The organism is Kitasatospora hibisci (assembly GCF_043950205.1).
GTDB classification, from domain to species: Bacteria; Actinomycetota; Actinomycetes; order Streptomycetales; family Streptomycetaceae; genus Kitasatospora; species Kitasatospora hibisci.
The window spans coordinates 2150375-2172239 of sequence record NZ_CP171642.1 but is presented as its reverse complement, the minus strand read 5'-3'; the positions used below and the strand labels follow the sequence as shown (position 1 = coordinate 2172239).

21 protein-coding genes are annotated in these 21865 nt (G+C 72.7%); 7 read left to right on the top strand and 14 right to left on the bottom strand.

Annotated elements, in window-relative coordinates; all coding sequences use genetic code 11:
- Positions 1 to 556 precede the first annotated feature (556 nt).
- A complete protein-coding gene (gene tnpA, locus ACF9IK_RS09210) occupies positions 557 to 973 on the bottom strand; it encodes an IS200/IS605 family transposase (protein ID WP_395292292.1) in 417 nt (138 codons plus the stop codon).
- A 25-nt stretch (positions 974 to 998) separates the two neighbouring features.
- On the opposite strand from tnpA, the gene ACF9IK_RS09205 reads away from it, so the two are divergent.
- Positions 999 to 2213, top strand: coding sequence for an RNA-guided endonuclease InsQ/TnpB family protein (locus ACF9IK_RS09205; RefSeq protein WP_395298430.1), 1215 nt, complete (start codon positions 999 to 1001; stop codon positions 2211 to 2213).
- A 115-nt stretch (positions 2214 to 2328) separates the two neighbouring features.
- On the top strand, positions 2329 to 2595 hold the full coding sequence (locus tag ACF9IK_RS09200; RefSeq protein ID WP_395293758.1) for a hypothetical protein: 267 nt from the start codon (positions 2329 to 2331) through the stop codon (positions 2593 to 2595).
- Positions 2596 to 2620: 25 nt separating this feature from the next.
- On the opposite strand, the gene ACF9IK_RS09195 is transcribed toward ACF9IK_RS09200, so the two are convergent.
- The 7 genes from ACF9IK_RS09195 to ACF9IK_RS09165 all read right to left on the bottom strand — a co-directional run bounded on the left by ACF9IK_RS09195 (position 2621) and on the right by ACF9IK_RS09165 (position 6759).
- Positions 2621 to 3001 (bottom strand): ArsR/SmtB family transcription factor, encoded by a 381-nt coding sequence (locus ACF9IK_RS09195; protein WP_395293757.1) that lies wholly within the window; start codon positions 2999 to 3001, stop codon positions 2621 to 2623.
- Positions 3002 to 3081: 80 nt separating this feature from the next.
- Complete coding sequence (locus ACF9IK_RS09190) at positions 3082 to 3423, bottom strand: STAS domain-containing protein (RefSeq protein WP_395298518.1); 342 nt, start codon at positions 3421 to 3423, stop codon at positions 3082 to 3084.
- Positions 3424 to 4012: 589 nt separating this feature from the next.
- Positions 4013 to 4144: a DUF6126 family protein gene (locus ACF9IK_RS09185; RefSeq protein ID WP_395293756.1), complete on the bottom strand. Its 132-nt coding sequence runs from the start codon at positions 4142 to 4144 to the stop codon at positions 4013 to 4015.
- Positions 4141 to 4374, bottom strand: coding sequence for a hypothetical protein (locus ACF9IK_RS09180; protein WP_395293755.1), 234 nt, complete (start codon positions 4372 to 4374; stop codon positions 4141 to 4143). The genes ACF9IK_RS09185 and ACF9IK_RS09180 overlap by 4 nt, the downstream gene beginning before the upstream one ends.
- A 104-nt stretch (positions 4375 to 4478) precedes the next feature.
- Positions 4479 to 6218 carry a SulP family inorganic anion transporter gene (locus tag ACF9IK_RS09175; RefSeq protein ID WP_395293754.1) on the bottom strand — a complete coding sequence of 580 codons (1740 nt, stop codon included), beginning with the start codon at positions 6216 to 6218 and terminating at the stop codon, positions 4479 to 4481.
- Entirely contained in the window at positions 6215 to 6562 is a 348-nt protein-coding gene (locus tag ACF9IK_RS09170; RefSeq protein ID WP_395293753.1) for an ArsR/SmtB family transcription factor, read from the bottom strand. Before ACF9IK_RS09170 ends, ACF9IK_RS09175 begins: the two co-directional genes overlap by 4 nt.
- A 5-nt stretch (positions 6563 to 6567) precedes the next feature.
- Entirely contained in the window at positions 6568 to 6759 is a 192-nt protein-coding gene (locus tag ACF9IK_RS09165; RefSeq protein ID WP_395293752.1) for a hypothetical protein, read from the bottom strand.
- A 259-nt stretch (positions 6760 to 7018) separates the two neighbouring features.
- Between ACF9IK_RS09165 and ACF9IK_RS09160 the strand changes: the two genes are divergently transcribed.
- Positions 7019 to 7393 (top strand): hypothetical protein, encoded by a 375-nt coding sequence (locus ACF9IK_RS09160; RefSeq protein ID WP_395293751.1) that lies wholly within the window; start codon positions 7019 to 7021, stop codon positions 7391 to 7393.
- 389 nt (positions 7394 to 7782) lie between these two features.
- On the opposite strand, the gene ACF9IK_RS09155 is transcribed toward ACF9IK_RS09160, so the two are convergent.
- A complete protein-coding gene (locus ACF9IK_RS09155; RefSeq protein ID WP_395293750.1) occupies positions 7783 to 7908 on the bottom strand; it encodes a hypothetical protein in 126 nt (41 codons plus the stop codon).
- Positions 7909 to 8253: 345 nt separating this feature from the next.
- Positions 8254 to 9132, bottom strand: a complete 879-nt coding sequence (locus tag ACF9IK_RS09150) for a universal stress protein (RefSeq protein WP_395293749.1) — start codon at positions 9130 to 9132, stop codon at positions 8254 to 8256.
- 620 nt (positions 9133 to 9752) lie between these two features.
- Between ACF9IK_RS09150 and ACF9IK_RS09145 the strand changes: the two genes are divergently transcribed.
- Complete coding sequence (locus tag ACF9IK_RS09145) at positions 9753 to 10121, top strand: STAS domain-containing protein (protein ID WP_395293748.1); 369 nt, start codon at positions 9753 to 9755, stop codon at positions 10119 to 10121.
- A gap of 466 nt (positions 10122 to 10587) precedes the next feature.
- Here ACF9IK_RS09145 and ACF9IK_RS09140 read toward each other — a convergent pair whose 3' ends face one another.
- From ACF9IK_RS09140 to ACF9IK_RS09130, 3 genes are all read right to left on the bottom strand, one after another.
- Positions 10588 to 12300 carry an oleate hydratase gene (locus ACF9IK_RS09140; RefSeq protein WP_395293747.1) on the bottom strand — a complete coding sequence of 571 codons (1713 nt, stop codon included), beginning with the start codon at positions 12298 to 12300 and terminating at the stop codon, positions 10588 to 10590.
- 298 nt (positions 12301 to 12598) lie between these two features.
- A complete protein-coding gene (locus tag ACF9IK_RS09135) occupies positions 12599 to 12985 on the bottom strand; it encodes a hypothetical protein (protein WP_395293746.1) in 387 nt (128 codons plus the stop codon).
- Between the two features lie 214 nt (positions 12986 to 13199).
- Positions 13200 to 13634: an Hsp20/alpha crystallin family protein gene (locus tag ACF9IK_RS09130; protein ID WP_395293745.1), complete on the bottom strand. Its 435-nt coding sequence runs from the start codon at positions 13632 to 13634 to the stop codon at positions 13200 to 13202.
- Between the two features lie 622 nt (positions 13635 to 14256).
- On the opposite strand from ACF9IK_RS09130, the gene ACF9IK_RS09125 reads away from it, so the two are divergent.
- The gene (locus ACF9IK_RS09125) at positions 14257 to 15951 is read left to right on the top strand and encodes a ThiF family adenylyltransferase (protein ID WP_395293744.1); all 1695 of its coding nucleotides are present in this window, start codon (positions 14257 to 14259) and stop codon (positions 15949 to 15951) included.
- Positions 15948 to 16940 (top strand): 3-oxoacyl-ACP synthase III family protein, encoded by a 993-nt coding sequence (locus tag ACF9IK_RS09120; protein WP_395293743.1) that lies wholly within the window; start codon positions 15948 to 15950, stop codon positions 16938 to 16940. The genes ACF9IK_RS09125 and ACF9IK_RS09120 overlap by 4 nt, the downstream gene beginning before the upstream one ends.
- Positions 16941 to 17231: 291 nt before the next feature.
- Here the strand turns inward: ACF9IK_RS09120 and ACF9IK_RS09115 are convergent, their stop codons facing one another.
- Positions 17232 to 18947, bottom strand: a complete 1716-nt coding sequence (locus tag ACF9IK_RS09115) for an RICIN domain-containing protein (protein ID WP_395293742.1) — start codon at positions 18945 to 18947, stop codon at positions 17232 to 17234.
- 560 nt (positions 18948 to 19507) lie between these two features.
- Here ACF9IK_RS09115 and ACF9IK_RS09110 point away from each other — a divergent pair.
- Positions 19508 to 21757 carry an RICIN domain-containing protein gene (locus ACF9IK_RS09110; protein WP_395298517.1) on the top strand — a complete coding sequence of 750 codons (2250 nt, stop codon included), beginning with the start codon at positions 19508 to 19510 and terminating at the stop codon, positions 21755 to 21757.
- The last annotated feature ends 108 nt before the right edge of the window (positions 21758 to 21865 follow it).

Here is a 21865-nt window from a genome sequence, read left to right as displayed (position 1 = left end):
GGCGGTGAGCCCGGGGCCGGTGCACGGGCGATCCGGCCGTTGAAGAACCGGGTGGCCATCGCCGGGTCGCTCCCGCGTGGTGGTGGAATCCCTGGGTGCTGACGTCCTGTCGTAGCGAGGTGCCCGGATCGGTGGATCACGGCGTGGGCCACCGGTCCGAGTCGGACTCCCAGCATGTGGTGGCGGTGGTCGCCTCCGCCGGCGACGACCAGGTCGGCCCCGGCGGAGGCCGCGGCCAGGGCGTTGGCCGCGCCGCCGCCCCGGGTCTCGGCGATCACCTCGACCTCCCGTCCGCTGGTCGCGGCCCGGCCGGACGGCCTCGCCGCGCTCGCGCCCGCCGCCACGAGGACCGCCTGGCGCTGCTGCGGCGGATGCCCCCGGCCCGGCGGTCCGCCTTCTGCGGCGAGGTGGTGCGCTGTCCGGGTCCGGCCCGTACCGCTACCTGGACTAATCGCAGTGCACGGGCTTCAGCCCGGTGGTGAAGCGATTCTGAACCCTGCTCTGACCTGTGCGGTGGGCACCCTCCCGCACTGTGGACGGTGCCCACCGCAGACCGTCAAGCCGGACGGTTCTGCTGCTCGATGTACTGCCGGACTATCGACAGCGGCGCGCCGCCGACTGATCCGGCGAAGTACGAACCGGACCACAGACGCTGTGCGCGCCAGTAGTGCTTGACCAGCTCGGGGTACTCCTGCCGCAGCCGGCGCGAGCTGACGCCTTTGAGCGAGTTGACCAGCTTGGACAGGGCGACCTTCGGCGGGAAGTTCACCAGCAGGTGGACGTGGTTGTTCTCGCCGTTGAACTCGACCAACTCCACCTCGAAGTCGGCGCACACGTCCCGCATGATCTCTTCGAGCCGGGTCAGATGCCGCTCGGCGAACACCTTGTGACGGTACTTCGTCACGAAAACCAAGTGCGCATGCAGGGCGAAAGCGCAGTGCCGACCAGTGCGGATGTTCTGATACTCAGCCATAAACCAAAATGGTACGGTGCTGACCGTGCAGCTCAGGTACAGCTTCCGCGTGTACCCGAACGGGCCTCAGCGTTCCGCGCTGGCCAGGGCGTTCGGGTGTGCACGGGTGGCCTTCAATGATGCCCTCCGGGCACGTGAGACCGCCCGCGCCGCCGGGCTGCCGTTCATCCCGTCCGGCGAGCTGTCCAAGCAGCTCACGGCCGCGAAGAACACCCCCGAACGGGCATGGCTCGGCGAGGTGTCCGCCGTGGTGCTGCAACAGTCCCTCCGGGACCTGGACACCGCCTACCGGAACTTCTTCGACGGCCTCAAGGGCATGCGCCCGAAGATGGGACCGCCCCGGTTCAAGTCCCGCAAGGACACCCGGCAGGCGATCCGCTTCACCGCGAACGCCCGATGGAAGATCACACCGGGCGGCGACCTATCGCTGCCGAAGATCGGCGACGTGCGGGTGAAGTGGTCCCGCGCCTTGCCGTCCGTGCCATCCTCGGTGACGGTGATCAAGGACAGCGCAGGCCGGTACTTCGCCGGCTTCGTTGTCGAGACGGACCCCGAGATCCTTCCCGAGACCGAGCCGGTCACCGGTCTCGATCTCGGCCTCGGACACTTCGCCGTCCTCTCGGACGGGCGGAAGATCGACGCCCCGAAGTTCCTCCGGCGCGCAGAGAAGAAGCTCAAACGCGCACAGCAAGCCCTGTCCCGTAAGGCCAAGGGCAGCAAGAACCGCGAGAAGGCCCGTCACAAGGTCGCTCGCAACCACGCACGGGTGGCCGACGCCCGGCGCGAGTTCCACCACCAGGTCTCCACCGGACTGATTCGCGAGAACCAAGCAATCGCGGTGGAAGACCTGGCGGTCAAGGGACTCGCCCGCACACGGCTCGCCAAGTCCGTGCACGACGCCGGATGGTCGGCGTTCGTCACCATGCTGGAGTACAAGGCCGCGAAGTACGGCCGGAACCTGATCAAGATCGGCCGCTTCGAGCCGACCTCCCAGGTTTGCTCCCACTGCGGCGTCAAGGACGGCCCCAAGCCGCTGAACATCCGCGTCTGGCAGTGCCAGGCGTGCGGCGTCTGGCTGGACCGGGACGTCAACGCCGCCGTCAACATAGCCACGGCCGCCGGACTGGCGGTGTCAGCCTGTCGAGCGCGGGTAAGCCGGGGACCCGTCCCCGCACAGCGCGAAGAAGCAGGAACCCACCGAGACGGTCAGACGACCGTGGTAGGAATCCCCGCCCTTTAGGGCGGGGAGCGGAAGTCAATGGTGCTCCGTCGGCGTCCGGGGCCCGCCGCACGCGCCGCCCCGCTGCTGGCAGTCCTGGGGGCCGGCACTGCGGGGGCGGTGACCCCGCCGTCGAATGGCTCCGAGACCACCGGCGGCCGCCCGGCCGCCCGGCCACCTGGCCGACGTCACGGACGACCTGCGGCGCCCCTCCGAGGAGGCCTTGCGCGCGGGCGCGGCGCCGGGCGACGTGGTCGAGGCCGCCGTCCTCGCCCGGACCCCGCAGACGGTGGCCGCGCCGCACCATGACCGCCTGCTGCGTCCGCTGATCGCGGCCGGAAGGCTCCGGGTGGCCGGCGCGCACTACGGCCTGGGCTCCGGCCGGGTCGGCTCCTCCGGCTGACCGGCGGAGTGTCGCCGGGGTCGGGTCAGTCGTCGTGCGTGGGGGCGGCTTCGGGGCGCAGGTCGTCGAGGAGCCCGGCGCGGTCGGTCAGCAGGGCGGTGAGGATGGAGCGGGCGACGGTGAGGAGTTCGCTGATCTCGGGGCTGGTGAGGCGGTAGACGACGGAGGCGCCCTCGCGCCGGGACGCCACGATGCCGGTGCGGCGCAGGATCGCGAGCTGTTGGGAGAGGTGGGCGGGTTCGACTCCGACCTCGGGGAGGAGTTCGGCGACGGTGTGTTCGCGCTGGCTGAGGAGTTCCAGGACGCGGATGCGCACGGGGTGGCCGAGTGTCTTGAAGAACTCGGCCTTGTGCTGGTAGAGCGGCACGGTGGTGACGGAGGGCTGCCGCGTGCTGTCGGCGGTCACGGGATACACCGCTCCCGTCGGGTGGCGGATGGGCTTGGCATCATCGCTTGAAACTGTAGCAACGCCGACGAACCGCCTGGTCAGCGTGGGGCGAGGATGGCGAGCGCCGTGTCGGTGTCGGGGAACAGGCGCAGGACGCCCAGGCCGTGGGCGGTGGCGAGCAGGGGTACGGGCCTGCCTCCGTGGCCGCACACGGCCAGGAGCCTGCGATCGGTACCGAGGCGGCCGGCGGCGTTGACGATCGCCGCCTCGCCCTCGGTGCTCCAGCCCTGGAGCGCGACGAGGTCGACGACGACCGCCCCGGCGCAGCGCGCTCCGGTCCAGTCGACGGCGCCGGTGAAGCGGTGCGCCGTGCTCTCGCCGAGGAATCCGGACAGGCGCAGCACGCCGATGTCGCCGGTTCGTTCGAGGTCCCATTGCATGCTCACCGCCACCTCTTTTCAGCACACCCGAGGTGGCGGTGAGCACGGGCGAGGCCCCGACGACCCATCGGGGACAGGGAAGCGCGGGCATGCCCGCACAGCGGGTCCGGGCGCCGTCCACTGGCTGCCGGGTGCCACAAGACACCCGGGACCACGAACGGAGCGGCCGGCGTCCGGGCGCGCCCGTGCGGTGAGACGTGCATGTCCGGCTCCCCTTCCTCTTAGTTGCCAATATTAGCAACTGCTAAGGTGTGCAATGCGACGGGTTGCCGGAAGCGCCCGCCGCGCAGCGGCCGCCTCGGAACCGACGCCGGGGCGGCCGCTCGGCGTGGGCGGGGGTGAATGGGGCGCCCCGGCCCGCGCCCCCGGGACGTGCCTGCCCGCGGGTGGGGACGGGCAGGCACGGAACGCGGATCCGGCCGCGGCCACGGCTCTTGGGCGGCCGCGCCGGGGCGTGCCGCGACGCATGTGCGGCGAGGGGACGGCTCACCCGCGAGAGGGCCCGAGCTTCGCCGGCGCGTCGTGCTCCGGCCGTGCGGCCCGGCGGTTCGCCGGAGTACGAGGGGCGCGGCGCCGGGGCGGGGTGTCGTCAGTGGCGGTTGCCGAGTGCGAAGAGAAGGATGACGAAGCCGGCGAACAGGTGGGTGCCGGCGATGTAGATCGAGGCGCGGACCAGCATGGCCTTGCGGCGCTTCTTCTCGTCGCTGCTTGCCGAGTTCATCGGTGCTCCTGGGAGTGGGTGGGCGTCGGGCGGGGCCTGGGTCGGACGCGCAGGCGCCGGACGGCGGCGGTGCGGGCGGCATGGGCGTGGCGGACGGTGCCGGTGGCCGGTTCGGTGACGACGAGCAGGCCGGCGCCCGGGACGGCCGCTGTGGCGGGGGCGCCCCGGGTGGTGAGGACCGTGCGGGTGGTGCGCCCGGCCAGGCGGGTCGTCGCAGGTTCGACGGCCATGGCCAGGGCGTGGAGGTCTGCTGCCGTTTCGGGCGGTGCCGCGGGCGGGGGCGCCGGGAGGGGGCCGGGTTCCCGGTGACGGCGAAGACCCCGCCGTCGGCGGGTCACCGCCGACCCTGCCTGGCGCCCTGGAGGACGCCCTTCAGGTGGCGCCGGGCGTAGCCGATGGCGTCGGGGGTGGCGGCGAAGACCCGGTGTTCGGCGTGGAGGGTGTCGAGCACGCCGAGGGTGTCGAGTGTCTTCAGATGGTCCTCGCGCGCGCCGGAGACCAGGACGAGGATGTCGCGCCGCTCCAGCTTGGCGATGGCGTCGCCGAGCATGAGGGCGCCGGTGGCGTCGATCGTGCTGACGCGTGACAGTCGCAGGATGACGGCCTTGACGTCGGTGGTCTCGGCGAGTTCGAGCAGGAAGCGGTGGGCGCCGGCGAAGAAGACGGGGCCGTCGATGCGGTAGGCGACGATGTGGTCGGCGAGCAGGGCCTGTTCCTCGGCGTGGTGGTCGGCCGGGGGCAGGCCCTCGTGCAGCGCCACCTTGGTGAGGGCGGCGGTACGGGCGACCTGGCGCAGGGCCAGCGCGCCGGCGACCAGCAGGCCGACGATGACGGCGGTGACCAGGTCGAAGGCGAGGGTCGCGCCGGCGGTCAGGGCCAGGATCGCGGCCTCGCCCCGGCCGCTGCGGGCCAGCGCCCGCAGCGAGGCGACCTCGACCATGCGCACCGCGGTGGCGATCAGCACCCCGGCGAGCGCGGCCAGCGGGATGCCGGACACGAGCGGGGCGGCGGCGAACACCACCACGGCGAGCACGCCGGCGTGGACGAGCGCGGCGAGGCGCGAAGCGGCGCCGGAGCGGACGTTGACGGCGGTGCGGGCGATCGCACCCGTCGCGGCGACGCCGCCGAACAACGGGACGACCAGGTTCGCTATGCCCTGGCCGAACAGTTCGCGGTCGCTGTCGTGCCGCTCCGAGACGCTCATCGCGTCCGCCGCCGTGGCGGACATCAGCGACTCCAGCGCCGCCAGCGCGGCCACGGCCAGCGCGGCGGTGGCCAGGTGCGGGATCTCATCGGGGTGCAGGAAGGTGAGCGAGGGAGCGGGCAGCCCGGCGGGCAGGTGTCCGATCGTGGCCACGTCCAGGCCGGCCAGGCCCGACAGCACCGTGGCGGCGGCCACCGCCAGCAGCGAGAACGGGATGCCCGGGCGCAACCGGGCACCGACCAGCATCACCGCCGCGACCCCGGCTGCCAGAGCGAGTGCGACCGGGTGCGGGGTGCGCGCGAAGTCGGCGACCGCGTCCCAGGCCGCGACGGCGACGTTCTGCGCTCCGGACGGCTTCACGCCGAGCGCGGCGGGCACCTGCTGGAGGCCGATCACGGCGGCGATGCCCAGGGTGAAGCCCTCCACCACCGGTGCCGGCACATACGCCATGAACCGCCCCGCCCCGCCGAGCGCGGCGGCGACCAGCAGCATCCCGGCCAGCAGCCCGACCGTCAGCACCCCGGCAGTGCCGTACTGGTGGACGATCGGGACCAGGACCACCGTCATCGCCCCGGTCGGCCCGCTCACCTGCAGGTTGGAACCGCCGAAGAACGCCGCCAGTGCGCCGGCCACCACCGCGGTGGCGAGCCCGGCCTCGGCCCCCGCACCGGAGGCGACCCCGAACCCCAGTGCCAGCGGCAGCGCGACGACCGCCACCGTCAGCCCCGCCAGCAGGTCCTTGCGTGGTGAGCGGCCCATCGTCGCCAGCGCCGCCCGGTTCGGCAGCACCGCACACAGCCGCGCCCCCGCCCGCCGGGCGAGGGCCGCGAGCGCGGAAGGGGCCGTAGTGCCCGTGGAAGCCTCCCTCATGCCCGGCGCGCCTGCGGTTGCGGCTCGCGCAGCTCGGCGAGGAGCGTTCCCTGCTCGTCGATCATCTTGGTGAGGATCCGCCGCGCCGCCCGCAGCAGTTCGGCCACGTCCGGCGTGCTCAGCGCATAGACCACGGTGTTGCCCTCCCGGGTCGCCGTCACCAGCTGGGTGCGGCGCAGCACGGCGAGCTGCTGCGAGAGGTTCGACGGCTCGACCTCGATCGCGGCCAGCAGCTCGCGCACCGGGAGCGGTCCGTCCTGGAGAAGCTCCAGGACCCTGATCCGCACGGGGTGGCCAAGGGTGCGGAAGAACTCCGCCTTGGCCTGGTACAGCGGGACCGCCATCGCCCTCAGTCCTCTTCCACGTCGTCCACGGCGCGCTCCACGGCGACGCCGTGGTGGGCGGCGATCCGCAACAACTGCGTCACCCGGCCCGCGTAGGCCTGGGCGCCGTCCTCGTCGCCGGCCTCCCACGCCCGGGCGCGAAGCCGCCGGGCCTCACCCAGCTGCTCGCGCAGCTCCTCGTCGAACACGTCGCTCATCGCCACCATCCCCGGGCCGGCCGCCGACGCGGCCGGCCGCACTGAACCTCTCCATTCACGGATGCAGCATCTATGAATGTGAAGAATTCTTCAACTCGTGATCAAAGCAAGTGGGGAGCCATAGGTATCCGGCCAATCACGATCGGTTGTGATCACTCCCGTATGCGCCTCCGACACCATCCGTAGCCTTCACGGACACGAGCAGCCCGACGCCACAACGCGCTGCCCACCGAAGCGGCCGAAACAGGGAGTACCGAGCGTGAACGCAGTCGACAAGGCACTCAGGGACGCGATGGCGATCGACGGCGCACTCGGTGCAGCCCTCGTCGACCTCGAAAGCGGCATGGCCCTGGGCACCCGCAGCGCCGCCCCCGACCTCGATCTGTCCCTCGCCGCAGCCGGCCACACCGACATCATCCGCGCCGCCCGCCGCACCCTCGCCGCCACCGACCTCGTCACCGAGGTGATCGAGGACATTCTGACCACCCTCTCCACCCAGTACCACCTGCTCCGCCCACTCACCCGCACCGGCGGCGCCGGACTGTCCCTCTCCCTCGTCCTCGACCGCACCCGCGCCAACCTCGCCATGGCCCGCCACCAACTGCGCCGCATCGAAACCGAGCTCGACGTGTAGGCCCGTCCCCGAAGGGACGGCAGCCGCCCCGGAGTGGGGCGATCCGGCAGGGCCGGGGTGTTCGCGCCCCGGTGGGGATCAGCAGAAGCCCCGTGCCCTCTCGTGCGCGGCCGGCCGGCCGCGCGACGTCCTCCGTGCTCTTCTCGGTCCTCTGGTCCGGCAGCTCGGCTGCCGGGGCTGCTTCCACGCGCCGAGGAGGTGGCGAAGCACTTCGCCTGCTCCTGCGGGCTGGGACATCGACCACCCGTACGCCGGACCTCTCCGGCCGCCGGGACCGGCTACCTCCGGGCCGGCATGTCCCGCAGCCGCGCGTGCCTGAACTGGTACACGGCGCCCACCTGCTGCAGGACTCCGCGCCGGTGCGCGTCGTGGAGGAAGCGCATCAGCCGCTACGGCAGGCGGCCCCACAGGGCGTGGCGGACGCGGACGACGCTGTACGCGCCCCAGCGGGAGGCGAACAGGATGCCGAGCGGGAGCGCGACCAGGGGTTGGGCCCGGAAGTAGGCGACGGGCAAGTTCGGTGTCCGCGAACCCGATGCCCAGGCGCACCGCCGTGACGGCCGGGACGTGGTTGGCGACGGGGGTTCGCCGACTTCCCCCGCGGCGACGGCGCGGATCCGGTCGGCGCGCCCGAGCAACGCCGCCGTGGAACCGCTTCCCGCCGCTGCGGCGGTCGGCCCGCCCGGGTGCACGACGATCCTCGCCGTCGCCGTCGCCGTCGCCGTCGCCGCGAGATCGTCCGAGACCGCCCTGGGAATCCACCTCCTCAAGCAGACCGAGAAGACCGATCCGAGCATCCCCAAGAGCCGGGGCGGTACCGGCTTCAAGAACGCCGTGACCGAGCACGGGAGTTCGGGGGATCAGTCGTGCGGGACCACGGCGACCGGGGCGGGGGAGTGGTGGATCACGGCGTGGGCCACCGGTCCGAGCCGGACTCCCAGCATGTGGTGGCGGTGGTCGCGTCGGCCGACGACGACCAGGTCGGCCCCGGCGGAGGCCGCGACCAGGGCGTTGGCCGCGCCGCCGACCCGGGTCTCGGCGATCACCTCGACCTCAGGGTGGGCGGCCCGGACGGAGGCGAGCGCCATGACCAGGGCGGCCTGCTCCCCGGCCTCCTGGGTGGCGAGGTCCACCTGGGGCGGCACCCACTCGGCGGCCGTCCACACGGGCACCAGGTCCCAGCCGTGGACGGCCCGCACCCGCGCGCCGCGCCGGGCCGCCTCGGTGAACGCGAAGTCCAGGACGGCGTCGCAGGCCTGGTGGCCGTCGACCCCGACGACGACCTCACGGCGGGGCGGTGCGTCGGTGGTGGCCCGGGAGGTCCCGTCCGCCCGGACCAGGACCAGCGGAACGGTGGTACGGGCCGCCACCGCCAGGCCGACCGAGCCGACCAGCAGTCCGGAGAACCCGCCGAGACCGCGGGAGCCGAGGACGAGCAGGTCCCGGTCCTTGGCCGCGGTGACGAGCGCGTCGGCCGGGTCGTCGCCGACCACGGCGGTCTCGACGGACAGCCCGGGGTGCGCCGCGCGGATCCGCTCGGCGGTGTCGGCCAGGGCCCGGAGCGCGGCCGGCCGCAGGCCGCCGGCGAGTGAGTCCTCGGCGTACTCGGTGCTGAGCCAGGGCCAGGCGTGCAGGATCCGCAGGACGGCGCCGCGGCGGTCCGCCTCCTCGGCAGCCCAGCGGACCGCGGCCTCACTCTGCGCCGATCCGTCGATCCCCGTCAGGACAGAACCCGTCATCGTCTTCCCCTCGTTGCCGTCAGCTGTCGGATGGTCCGCGGCCAGGACGCGTTGCGGTCCGGAGCCAAGAGAACCCTGCCTGCGCACGCCCGGGCGGGCCCAGGGACCGACCGGTCCGATAGGAGGGCCGATGGTCCCTGACGGAGCTGCGGCCCCGGACGGGCCCGGCCCGCCGGGGCCGCCGACGTCCCGTCTGCCGGACCGTCCGGCCGGCGGGACCACCGGCGCGCGCGTGGGGGCGGACGGGCGGCGGGGATCGCACGCGCTCTCCGAGGCTCCTCACCGGGGGCGACGGCCGCTACCGGCGCCGTCCGCCTCCGGGGGCACCTCGCAGAGGAGCCTCCCGATGAGGTGTTCTCGACGAGTCCTCCGATTCCGTGATCGGTCGAGGGCGTGGGCGGCGCGGGCGACGTCGCCCGCGCGGCCGGGGCTGAGGGCGGCTCGCCGGAGCGTGCGCATCCACGAGCGCACGCGGTTCCGACGGGGGCCTTGTGGCTGGGGCGGGAGGGCCCACAGGGCCCTCGGCCCGGGTCGGTGCGTCCGGTTGGCTTGGTCCGCGCACCCCATCCGCCGCTGCCGCTCCGTCCGGGAGCACAGCCTCCTCGACGGGATCCCTCGCCGTGAGCCCACGCCAGGACACCGACACCCACGCCACGCCGGTCGGCCTTTCCAAGCCGGTCGGCTCTGCCGCAGCCAGCGCCGGGACGACGGCGACCGTGTGCGTCAGCGGTGAACTCGACCTCGACACGGCCGCTCGGATCGCCCCGCGCCTGGTCCGGTCGCTCCACGACGCCGGCCGGGTGCTGGCACTCGACCTCGGCGGCCTTCGGTTCTGTGACAGCTCCGGGGTGAACCTCTTCCTGCGTCTGGACCGACTCTCCCGCGCCGAGGGAAAGCAGCTGCGCCTGCAGCACATCCCCGCCCAACCGGCCCGCGTGCTCCGCCTGCTCGGTGTGCACCACCGGCTGGCCTGCGACTTCGCCGCCTGAACGACCGGACGCGCCACCGAGGTGAACCCTGCACCTGAGGCGGAAGCCGAGGGCGCGCCCACGACGTGCTGCCCGACGGCCTGATCACCGGGATCGTGACCGGGCGGACGGCGCCGGTCGGCCTCGCGTACTCAGCTGGGCGAGGGCTTCGAGCCGGTGGGTGATGAGGACGTGCCCGAGACGCTGCTGGTGGGCGTCGCACGGCACTTCCTCGCGTTCACCGCCGAGCGCGTGCCGGATCTCGTCGAAGAGCGTCGAAGAGCTCAGAAGGGACGACGGTCCGTGACGGACGCCGGCGGAAGGGCAGGGCGATGACCGACGCCGCCGTCGAAGCGATCGGGCTGGTCGAACGGTACGGGAACGCCCGGACCGGCAGGACCGCCCTGGTGGGCCTCGATCTCACCGTGCAGCGCGGGGGAGGTGTTCGGCTTCCAGGGCCGGAGCGGGTACGCCGGCCCTTTCCCGGTCACCGGCGGTGCATGGTGTGCAGGGCCTCGGCCAGCACGTGCGGGTCGTGGTGCCCCTTGTGGACGGCCGGGGGCTGCTTGTCGAGCTTCAGCAGCCGGGCGACGGCGGTCCAGGCGGTGCGCACGGAGTACTCGACGGTGAAGACGACGTCGTCGGGGACCTCGGCGTACTGGCCGATGAAGGCGAGGTTGGTGGAGCCCGGTGGGACGACCTGCGGTCGGTCGCCGTGGCTGCGGACCAGGAACTGGCTGGTGATGTAGGGCATCAGACAGGGGATGACGGTGGACGTCTCCTCGACCAGCCCGGCCGTGGCTTCGTCGACGGCCAGGTGGTGCAGGACCTCCTGGAGGATCTCCTCGCCGCTGCACTCGCGCATCGGCTTGCGCACGTAGGTGCCGGGCTTGTCGGGGAAGAGGCCGTAGCCCCACCAGACCGTCACGCCGTCGGGCTGCTGCTGGTAGACCGGCTGGCGGTTGACCACGACGGTGAGCAGCCACGGGGAGTCGGTCAGGGTGAGCAGGCCACCGCGGCCGGTGGCACGGCCGGTGAACCCCTCCATCCAGTCGAGGAAGGCCGGGTCCTTCGCCGTGACGGTGAAGGACTCCCAGGTGGAGTCGGCGACACTGCGGTCGAAGACCTCCGGTCGGCCGAAGTCCGACCGGCCGCGGGCGAGGCGGTGCCACAGCAGGAACGAGGAGGGGCTGCGGTCGGTGCGCGGGCCCGCCGGCGGGGTGGTGTGCGAGCCGAGGGAGGAGTCGGCGGTCATCGAGCCGTTGGTGACGAACACCAGGTCCTCCGGATCGACCGCCACGTCGGCACGGGCGCCTGCGAGGTGGATGCGCTCCACGGTGGTGCCGGGGCCGGGCCGGAAGGACAGGTCCGTCACGCGGTGCCCGGTCCGGACGTGCACGCCCTGCTCCAGCAGCCACGCCGTGAGCGGCCGCACGATCGAGTCGTACTGGTTGTAGCGGGTGCGGTAGATGCCGGACATGCGCTCGAACTCGGGGAACAGGTGCACGAAGCGCCGCAGGTAGCGGCGGAACTCGATCGCACTGTGCCAGGGTTCGAAGGCGAAGGTGGTGCACCACATGTACCAGAAGTCGGTGCGGAAGAAGCTCTCGTCGAAGCAGTCGGTGATCCGCTTGCCGTCGAGCATCCGCTCCGGGGTGGCGAGACACCTGACCAGTTCCATCCGGTGGCGCTCGGAGAAGCCCATCGAGTGTCCCGCGACGATGCGGCCGCCCTCGGTGACCAGGCGGGCCGCGTCGTCCCACGGGGACTCCTCGTGCGAGTCGAAGATGTCCTGGGTCGCGGACTTCGCCGGGTCGTCCAGCGACGGGATGCCGGACAGCAGGTCGTAGGTGCAGCGGAACTGCTTCTCGAACATCCGCCCGCCCCGCATCGTGTAGCCCGCCTCGGGGGTCCCGCCCGCGTCCAGACTGCCACCGACGTCCTCCTGCTCCTCCAGCAGGTGGATGTCGCCGCCGGCGAAGCCGCCGTCGCGGATGAGGAACGCGGCTGCTGACAGCGCGGCGATGCCGCTGCCGACCAGGTACGCCTTGGCCATCTCTGACTCCTGAACTCTCGTTCGCCCGGACCGGGTCGGCGGCCTTCCGTCGATCGCACCGTGGCCCGGTCGCGCCCCTGTCGGGCCGTCACCGAGATCCTCCGGCCGCACGAGGAGACGGGTCTGTGGGCCGTAGGTCACCATCTCGGGAGCGACGGTCCCGGTGCCCCGGGGACCTTCGGTGCCGGTGGAACCCGAAGTGCCGACCGGGACGGCGCCCCCCGGGGCGCGGACCCGTCCCCGGGCGGCGCACCGGGAGCCCGGCTCCGGGTACAGGCGCCCCCGTGTCGGCCGGTTACCGGCCCCCTCGGCGAGCCGGCCCGGGGGCTGGAGTCGCCCGTTGCGGCCGGTGGGGTGGCAGGCCGTGCCGCTGAAGCCGGGGTCCGGCGCGGCCCGAAGGCCGCGGCCCGGGGGAGCGGCGGGCACGGGTACCCGTCCGGGCTCAGAACGTGCAGGTGGTGGTCTGTGACGCGAGGTCGTCGGCAGGGCCGCCGGTGGCACAGGTGATGGTGCGGTACGGCGTGGTGACGGCGGGTGTGCTGAGCCGGATCGAGCCGCTCTGCACCTCGGTGACGGCCACGACCGTCTCCCAGGGGCTTCCCCACGCACGCTGGATCCTGACCTCGACACGCAGCACGGTGGGGCGGGCGGGGTCGTCGGCGTCGATGAGGCCGCCTCCGGCGACGCCGGCGGACGTCGTGCGCTGCCAGGCGCACGGGTGGTTCACGGCCGCGAGGCATACCGGCTTGACGGCGGCGTGGGCGGGCGCGGCGGGCGCGACCAGCGCGCCGGCGGCCGCGAGGGCCAGGGCGGTGATACGGACGACCATGACGGTGCTCTCCTCTGTCTGGGGCGGACTGGCTGTGCCGGACTTCCGCGCCCGAGGCGGGACACTGAAAGTCAGGTTCATGACAATCTGAATTCGCCGACTGCGGATGCCGCGCCGGCGGGACGGCGCCGGAACGGGTCCGGGCCGTCCCGCGGAGCGCCGGCCTGCGCACCGACCGGCGCCGGCCGGTGGGGCCGGGTCGATGGCGGGCGGTCTACTCCGCGCGGTGCACGGGGATGGTGCGCGCGTTCTTCTGGGCCTTGGCGGCCTTCGGGACGCGGACGGTCAGGATGCCGTGGCGGTACTCGGCGGTGACCGCGTCCTCCTGGAGGGGTTCGGGCAGGCGTACGGCGCGTTCGAGGGTGCCGTAGCGGAATTCGGTGTGGTGCTTGTCCTCGGTGGTCTCGGCGTGTTCCGCGCGGATGACGAGGATCCCGTCCGCGAGGGTGATCGTGATGTCCTTGTCCGGTTCCATGCCGGGGAGTTCGGCGCGCACCAGGTAGGTGCCGTCCTGCTCGGCCACTTCGATCGGGATGGCGTGGGCGTTGCGGGCCGTCCAGGGGGCGGGCGCGGTGGGGATGCCGGACCCCAGCCACTCCATCAGTTCCGGGAACAGGGTGCGGTGCCGGGTGACGAGCGGTCCTGCCATGGCTGCCTCCGTGCGGTGTCGGACGGCCTCGCCGCCGTCCTGGCGTCCGTGTCCTTGCCGCACCAGCATCTCCGCCGCGGCCGCCGTGTCGTAGGGGTCGACCGTCCCGGTGTGCGGGACGTGCGGCCCGGGCGGGCCGGGACCGGCGGCCTCCCGGGGCGGCGGCCCGGTGCCGGGGATCCGCCCGCACGGCGCCCGTGACGAGTCGGATGCGTGATCGTTTTCCGGGTGGGGCTGCGGTCGGCGTGGTCGCGAGGTCGGCGTCGACGGGCGCACGGGGGTGGAGGGGTGGCGCGGGCGCTCTGGCGATCCCGCGACTTCGGGGCGGGCGAGTCGGGCGAGTCGGGCAAGTCGTGGCAGGAGTTCGGCGGGCTGTCCGGCGGTCGAAGAGTCTTTACCCCTTTCGTGTGAGGCCTTCCGGGTGGAGCTCCGCGGCGGCGGCGCTGAAATGTACCGTCCATGACAATCGTAGGGTCGGCAGAACAGGAGTGACGGACCGTTGAATTCGCAGTGGCATGTGAGCGCCGTGTCGGTGCCCGTGGACAGCGGGAGCGGCGACGCCCTCGTGGGGATGGTGCGCGAACTCCGCGCCCGCGTCCTCTTCGATCACGGGAGGCGGCCGATGTTCCGTACGTCCGACGGGGGTTACACCGATGATCAGGACCTGGACCTGGGGGCCTGGCACTTCATCGCGCGCCGGGAGCCGGGCGGGCCGCCGTTGGGCTACATCCGTCTGTCGACTCCGGCCACGGGGCACATGTTCCAGTCCCGGGCGTTCCTCGGTGCCGAGGAGTACGAGGCGGTGTTACGTGCGGAGGGCGTCAGCGGTGCAGAAACGTTCGAGCACAGTCGGCTCGTGGTCGAGCACCGCGCCAGGAAGCTGGGGCTGGGCGCCTACCTGAACGCGGTGGCGATCGGCGCGGCCCACGCACTGGGTGCGAAGTTGATGATCGGGACGTCGGGCACCAGGGACGGCCAGGACGCCTTCCACGAGCGCTTCGCCTTCCGGTCGCTGCCCGGGACGCGTCGTTACGTGGGGAGGTACACCGAAGACGTGGTGATCATGGTGCACCGGGTTGCCGGCGGTGCCGGCGAGTACGCGGATCTGGTGGCCCGCCTCCGGGACTCCTTCCCCGTCCTGGCCGCGGCCGGAGAGTCCGTGGGCGGTTCCGCCGCGGTCCCGCCCGCCGGGGCGTACCGGCAGGCGGGTGTCGCGGAGCGGTCGGGCGGGCCGGCGTGGACGCCCGTCCTGTTCGACCGCTCCGATCCGAACGACCGTCACGTGCTGGACGAGCTCCTCGACTCCGGCCTGGTCCGCGAGGTGCACGACACGATCGAGGCACAGCTGGACGAACTGATCTGCAGTCGCGAACCGGTCCTGCGCGGCGACCCCGGGCGGATCGCCGCGAGGCGGGTGGGCCAGCTCGCCGGGGTCTCCCCGCGGGACTACGGCAGGTGGGCCTGGTACCCGTGGTCGGGTCGGCTGGTCCACGTCCTGCCCCGCGACGAGTTCCGGCTCGTGCGCACCGACCGCAACCGCGGCAAGATCGAACGTCCGGCTCAGCGTCGACTCCTCGACCACACCGTCGGAGTCGTGGGACTGTCCGTCGGCAACGCCTCGGCGATCACCCTCGCGCTGGAGGGCATCGGCAGCCGGTTCAAGCTCGCGGACTTCGACGCCTTCAGCCTCTCCAACCTCAACCGCCTGCGCGCCGGCGTCCACGACCTGGACGTCAACAAGGCGGTGATCACCGCACGGCAGATGTTCGAGATCGACCCGTACCTCGACATCGAGATCCACACCGACGGCCTCACCGAGGAGAACCTCGACGCGTTCCTCACCGGCCTCGACCTGCTGGTCGAGGAGTGCGACACCCCCTACGTGAAGATCGCGGCGCGTGAGCGCGCCCGGGCGCTCCGGATCCCCGTCGTGATGGACTGCAACGACCGGGGCATGCTCGACGTGGAGCGCTTCGACCTCGAACCCGGGCGCCCCCTTCTCCACGGCGTGATCGGCGACGTGTCCTCGGCCGCCCTGAAGTCCCTGTCGCAGCAGGAACGGGTGGACCTGATCCTGGCGATGGTCGACGCGGAGCGGATCAGCCCCGAACTGCGCGCCTCGTTCGCCCAGCTGGGAACGACCCTCAGCAGCTGGCCGCAGCTCGCCTCCGGGGTGGCGCTGGGCGGCGCCCTGACCGCCGAGGCCGCCCGTCGCATCCTGCTCGGCGGCGACTGCCCGTCCGGCCGGTTCTACGTCGACTTCGCCGAGCTGATCACAGCAGCCGCCGACAGCCTCGCCCGGGGGTGCCCGGTATGAGCCTCCACCAGCCGGTCCTCGTGGCGGGCACCGGGGTCCATCTGCCGGAGACCGTCGTGACCAACCACGACCTGGCGCGCATGGTCGACACCACCGACGAGTGGATCACCAGCCGCACCGGGATCCGGGAACGACGCTGGCTCGCGCCGGACCGCGCCGTGTCGGACATGTGCGTGGACGCGGCCCGGAGCGCGCTCGCCTCGGCAGGCGTCGCACCGCGGCAGATCGACGCGGTCGTGGTCGCCACCTACACCTGGGACCAGCCTCTTCCCTCGACCGCCCTGATGGTCAAGGAACGGCTGGAGGCCGGTCGGGCCCTCACGTTCGACGTCACCCACGCCGCATGCGCCAACGGTCTGCAGGCCGTCCTGCTCGCCGCGCACCTCATGCAGTCCGACGCCGCGCGCACCGTCCTCGTGGTCGCCGCCGACGCGGCCTCCCGCGTCACCGACCCCGAGGAGCGGACCACTCGCGTCTTCTTCGGCGACGCGGCGGGCGCCATGGTGCTGCGCCGTGGGACCGAAGCCGGGACCGGGCTCCTGGCCTGGGACTTCGGCTCCGAGCTCTCCCACGACGTGGAGATCCCGGCCGGTGGCTCCCGGCTGCCGACCAGCCTGCGGACGGTAGCGGCACGGCAGCACTACCTGAGGATGAACGGCCGCACCGTGTGGGACACGGCGACCCGCCGGCTGCCCGACAGCATCCTCAACGCCACGGCCACGGCGCGCGTGCCGACCCGCGAGGTGTCCCACTTCTTCCTCCACCAGGCGAACCTGAACATCATCAAGGCCGCCATGGAGAAGCTCGGGATCCCTCTCGACCGCGCCCCGGTCACCCTCGACCGGCTCGGCAACACCGGCTCGGCCGGGGTGTTCACCGCCCTGCACCAGTCCTACCACCGGGGACTCGTCCGCCCCGGCGACACCTACGTCATGTCCTCGATCGGGGCCGGATTCCAGTGGGGAACGCTGGTGTTCAGACAGCCCTGAGCGGGACGGAGGGCGGTGGTCGTTCCGGCGCCCCGGACCCTCCCCGCCGGCACGGCGCACGGCGTCGTGCCGGCCGGGCAGGATCCGCCGCGCTTCCGCGGTGACGCGGCAGGATCGACGTCCCCGGCCGAACGGGCCGGTCCGAGAGCGTCGGATCAAGGTGCACCGGGGGATCGCGGGGTGCACGGGGCAGGACGTGGTGTGCGGTGAGGCCGCCCGTGGGCCCGTGGATCTGCGGGACCGGTGCGGGGCCGCGCGCTCTGCACGGAGCCCGCGGCAGAGGCGAACCGGTCAGTCCACGGTGAACAGGAAGCTGCCGGAGTGGTAGTAGTCGGGCAGTTGGACGAGGGGCGATCCGATGCGCGGCGGGTCGGCCTCCGGCCAGTTGTACGGGCCGAGCAGGTGGGAGGCGTAGTCACTCGACGGGACCGGTGGGACGAGCCACAGCCGCACGGCGCCGGTTCTGGCGTCCGGTTCGAACCGCCAGAGCTGCTGCGGGCGTTGTGCACCGGATCGGCAGCTTCGGAGGACCACCGCGACCGTGTTCCCGCCGGTGGTGGTGCCGTCCAGGCACATTCCCGTCTCCACGTTGCGGAGCTGGTAGACGTCCTGACCGGCGGCGAGGCGCTCCCAGCGCTGGGACGCCTGGTCGGTGCACTTCTGGAGCTCCAGCGGGCCGTCGGCGTTCCGGCCGGCGATGCCGACGCAGAGCCCCGAGCTCCGGTTGAGGAGGGGGAAGCCGACGGGAGCGGTGGGCGGTGCCACGACCACCGTCGGTGGCGGGGCCGACGGGGTGGGGGAGGGCGCGGCCGTGGCCGAGGCGGTCGCGTTGCTGTGGGAGGGGGCGGCCGAGGCCCGTGCCGTCGACGCCGTGGGCGACGGAGTGGGGGAGGGGGTGCTCGACGGCGAGCCTGTGGCGGTCACCGTTCCCGTGCTCGGGGGACCCGTTTGGGGCGTCGCCTCCGGGGAGCCGGTGGACGGGAGTGCAGCGGCCGGCGACGGACGTGTTCCCGCCGGGGTCGTGGTCGTGAAGGCCGCGCCGGCGATGAGCAGCGCCGCCACCGCGCAGGTCCCCGCGGCGGTGAAGGCCGCCAGTGCGCGTCGCCCGCCGAGGCGGCGGCCGTCGGCGTGCGGCGGCCACGGTCGGGTGCGCGGAGCGGGCCGTGGTGCGGCCGTCCGCGCCGGCCGGGTGCCGGTCACCGCCACCGGCAGGACCGCCGCCGACGGTTCGCCCGTCCACAGCAGCAGTCCCCGGAGCAGGACCGGCCGTTGCCACAGGTCGATGGCGGCCAGTGTCGCGCGGGCGTGACCACAGCTGTCGCACCGTGAGAGGTGGCGACCGAGGTCCGCCGTGTCATCGGTGATGCCGTGCCGGACGAACTCCCCCAGGGCGGCGATCAGATGGCGGCACGACCGGTGAGGGACTCGCGCGGCGTACACCTGCAGGAACGCGTCGTAGAGGACCCGCCGGGCCGGTGCGTCCGGTCCCGGTGGAGGCGTCGGCGGGTTGCCGGTCGGCTCTCCGAGACGGTGCCACAGCACTGCCCGCCGATGCTCCGGCAGGCTGAGGAACGCGCGCAGGAGGAACGATTCCGCTTCCGCCGAGGCAACCGCCGCGCGCGCCGAGGGGGCGGCGGGATCCGGCTGCGGCAGTGTGTCGAGCCAGGCTGCGAAGCCGGCGCTCAGCCCCGCTCCGCGTCCGGTGTCGGCCCAGCCGGCCGCGGCTCTCCGCACCTCGGCCAGCAGGTGCGGCCGCCAGCACGCCGTCGGTCCGGCGCCGGTGCGGACGGTTTCCAGGGTCCGGGCGAAGGCCTCGTCCGCGAGCGCCTCGGCGCGTTCCTCCGCAGTACGGTCCTCCCCGCAGAACAGTCCGGCGTAGGCCACCACCGGCTCCCTGTGGCGGTGCGCCATGTCGGCAAGTGCCGCCGTCGGGTCCCGCTCGTCCCCCGCCCGGATCACACGTGCCAGTTCGGCGTCCGCGGTCATGTCGGGCACCGAATCTGACATCGCTTCCATCTCCTCTGTGCGCCCCGACGGGTGTGTGTTCGAACGGCCGCCGTGCGGCGTGGCGGCGGGGCGCGAACGTGGCGGGCCCGCAACGGGGCGCCGCCGGCGGTCGATGCCGTGGAAGCGGGCGTCGGGGCCTTCCGCGGTGACTCCTCTACTCGCCGGTAGAGGATGGTGGCCGGAAGGAACTTCCCGCGTCAAGGCCCGTCGTGTGGAGGTGATGGGAAGTGAGATATTGCAAGACAATACGTCAACAACACTGCCCAAGAAGCGAGATGGAACGAACACGTCGCGGCGCTCCCGGCGTCCGGTGGGCCCTCGACAGGGTGACGTGACCTGCGCGGATGATGTGGATCCCGGCGGGCGCACCTGCCGGCCCGCCCCCCGCATGCGGTCTGATCGAGCCGACCGCCCTCAGGTCGCCGATCGAACTATTCAGCGACTTTCGAAGAAAGTTTCTGTTATTGCCGACCGCCCCACCGGATCTCTTGTGTGTCGGAAGGCCTGGACCCGTCCCGCTACAGGGGGACCCCGGGCCCTCACACGAGGAAAGGACCGTGATGGGACACCGGAGCAGCGAGCTTCGCCGTCGCAGGCAGAAGCGCTCGACCCGCAGGACGGCACTGATCGGCCTCGCGGTCGCGGCCGGCCTGGTCGCGGGCGCACTGGGAATCCAGACCGTGGTGGACGCACCCTCCCGCAACTCGGCCGTGGCGTCGGCCGACGGCCTCGGGGCGGGCCAGATGGTCGGCCTGGTCACCGACGACGAGGGGGAGACCGGTTCCGCCGAGAACGGCACCCAGCCACCGGCCCCGAAGCGCGACAACAAGGCGACGCCGCTCAAGGAGATACCCAAGGAGCAGCCCGAGCGCGGTCTCGTCTACGCCGGTCTGAGCCTGCCCACCGACGACCGTTGCGCCGGACAGCTCCAGGTCAGCGATGGTTCGCTGTGCAGCCACGGCCCCGACGCGCCTCCGCAGGGCGTCGACATCCACAAGGACGTCGCCCCGGTGGCCGCGACCGCCGCGCAGCCGGCCGCGCTGACTCCGCCGGCCGGCGCCCAGCCGCCGGCCGCCGCCGACCTGGCGACCGGCGGCTCGCCCGTCCTGGACGCCGGAAGCAAGGCCCTGCTCGGCGACGCGGCCGCCACCCCGCAGCAGACCACCCCCGCCGGCGGCACGGCCGCCAGCGGCTCGACCCTCGTCTGCGACGGCGACGGCTCCAGCGGCAACCGCGTCCAGGTGGTGTACGTCCACGCCCCGGGCAACGACCGTTTCGCCCAGTACCTGGCCTCGTTCAAGAAGTGGGCCGCGGACGTCGACGTCATCTACAACGCCAGCGCCCAGGAGACCGGCGGCGAGCGGCACGTCCGCTTCGTCACCGAGTCCGACTGCACCGCCGCGGTGCTGAACGTCCAGATCTCCAGCGCCGAGATCAAGGACTTCAACTCGCAGAACAACGCGCTCGCCAAGCAGGGGTTCAACCGCAAGGACCGCAAGTACATGATGTTCACCGACGCCCAGGTGTACTGCGGCATCGGCACCTTCGACGGTGACGAGCGTCCCGGCCAGGACAACCGGAGCAACTTCGGTCCCTCGTACGGTCGTAGCGACTCGGGTTGCTGGGACGGCGCCACCGCCGCGCACGAACTCGGCCACAACCTCGGCGCCGTCAACGACAGCGCTCCGAACTCCAGCAAGGCCGGTCACTGCGTCGACGAGTGGGACCTGATGTGCTACTCGGACGCCCCGAACTACCCGAAGATGAAGACCGTCTGCCCGGACAACAAGCATGACGACCGGCTCGACTGCCGCCACGACGACTACTACAACACCAACCCGGCTCCCGGCAGCTACCTGACCACGCACTGGAACGTCGCCAACAACCGCTTCCTGATCGCGGGCGGCGGCACCGGCCCGAACCCGACCCCGACCCCGACGAAGACCGCCACCCCGTCGCCCACCGCGACCACCACGCCCACCAGGACGCCCACGCCGTCCCCGACGGCGACGGCCACCGGGACCTCCTCCCCGACCGCCACGCCGTCCCCGACGGCGACGGCCACCGGGACCTCCTCCCCGACCGCCACGCCGTCCCCGACCGCCACCTCCACCACCGGCTCCACCGGTCCCGACGTGACGGTCAGCCAGGTCACCCAGAGCTCGGTCATGCTGAGCTGGCCGGCCACCAACGGCGCCAGCGGCTACGACGTCCTGCTGAACGGCCAGTCCCTGGGCACCGTCCACGCCACCGTGGTCGGCCTGGTCCGGCTCGCCCCGGGTACCCAGTACAGCGTGGCCATCGCCTACCGTGACGCCGCCGGCAAGGTCTCGAAGCCGGGCCGCACCGTCACCTTCAAGACCACTGCCGACTCCGGCAAGCCGCAGCCCGGGACCCGCTACACCATGGTGAACGGGTTCACCGGCCAGGCCGTCGACCTGTGGGGCAGCTCGCTCAACGACGGCACCCCGGTGATCTCCTACCAGCGCACCGGTTACGCCAACCAGAAGTGGACCTTCGAGGACGCCGGCTCCGGCACCGTGCGGATCAAGTCCGTGCGCTCCGACAAGTGCCTCCAGCTGGGCGGTAACGCGGTGGCCGGCCAGTACGTCGCCCAGCAGCCGTGCTCCGACGCGGACGCGCAGAAGTGGCGGGTGAACTCCTCCAACGGCGGCGTCACCCTCACCGCCCAGGGCACCTCGCTGGTCCTCGGCACCAGCAACCGCTGGTACTACGGCGGCCGGCTGCTGGAGCTCCAGCAGCCGAACGGTCAGGCCTACCAGAACTGGTCCCTGCAGAAGGCCTCCTGACCCCGGACAGGTCCGCCGGCCCCAGGTAGGGTCGGCGGCCGCAGGCAGGACCGCCGGCCGGGTGCGGCCGCCGTGAACTCACGGCGGCCGCACCCGGCCATCCCACTC

Bases quoted from the DNA above. Each gene is read 5' to 3' on its own strand.
- ACF9IK_RS09170 (WP_395293753.1), bottom strand. From the start codon at position 6,562: ATGGCGGTCCCGCTGTACCAGGCCAAGGCGGAGTTCTTCCGCACCCTT.
- ACF9IK_RS09125 (WP_395293744.1), top strand. From the start codon at position 14,257: ATGTTCCGTACGTCCGACGGGGGTTACACCGATGATCAGGACCTGGAC.
- ACF9IK_RS09110 (WP_395298517.1), top strand. From the start codon at position 19,508: ATGGGACACCGGAGCAGCGAGCTTCGCCGTCGCAGGCAGAAGCGCTCG.
- ACF9IK_RS09175 (WP_395293754.1), bottom strand. From the start codon at position 6,218: ATGAGGGAGGCTTCCACGGGCACTACGGCCCCTTCCGCGCTCGCGGCC.
- ACF9IK_RS09150 (WP_395293749.1), bottom strand. From the start codon at position 9,132: ATGACGGGTTCTGTCCTGACGGGGATCGACGGATCGGCGCAGAGTGAG.
- ACF9IK_RS09135 (WP_395293746.1), bottom strand. From the start codon at position 12,985: ATGGTCGTCCGTATCACCGCCCTGGCCCTCGCGGCCGCCGGCGCGCTG.
- ACF9IK_RS09140 (WP_395293747.1), bottom strand. From the start codon at position 12,300: ATGGTGACCTACGGCCCACAGACCCGTCTCCTCGTGCGGCCGGAGGAT.
- tnpA (WP_395292292.1), bottom strand. From the start codon at position 973: ATGGCTGAGTATCAGAACATCCGCACTGGTCGGCACTGCGCTTTCGCC.
- ACF9IK_RS09165 (WP_395293752.1), bottom strand. From the start codon at position 6,759: ATGAGCGACGTGTTCGACGAGGAGCTGCGCGAGCAGCTGGGTGAGGCC.
- ACF9IK_RS09120 (WP_395293743.1), top strand. From the start codon at position 15,948: ATGAGCCTCCACCAGCCGGTCCTCGTGGCGGGCACCGGGGTCCATCTG.
- ACF9IK_RS09185 (WP_395293756.1), bottom strand. From the start codon at position 4,144: ATGAACTCGGCAAGCAGCGACGAGAAGAAGCGCCGCAAGGCCATGCTG.
- ACF9IK_RS09200 (WP_395293758.1), top strand. From the start codon at position 2,329: ATGGCTCCGAGACCACCGGCGGCCGCCCGGCCGCCCGGCCACCTGGCC.
- ACF9IK_RS09190 (WP_395298518.1), bottom strand. From the start codon at position 3,423: ATGCAATGGGACCTCGAACGAACCGGCGACATCGGCGTGCTGCGCCTG.
- ACF9IK_RS09115 (WP_395293742.1), bottom strand. From the start codon at position 18,947: ATGTCAGATTCGGTGCCCGACATGACCGCGGACGCCGAACTGGCACGT.
- ACF9IK_RS09180 (WP_395293755.1), bottom strand. From the start codon at position 4,374: ATGGCCGTCGAACCTGCGACGACCCGCCTGGCCGGGCGCACCACCCGC.
- ACF9IK_RS09130 (WP_395293745.1), bottom strand. From the start codon at position 13,634: ATGGCAGGACCGCTCGTCACCCGGCACCGCACCCTGTTCCCGGAACTG.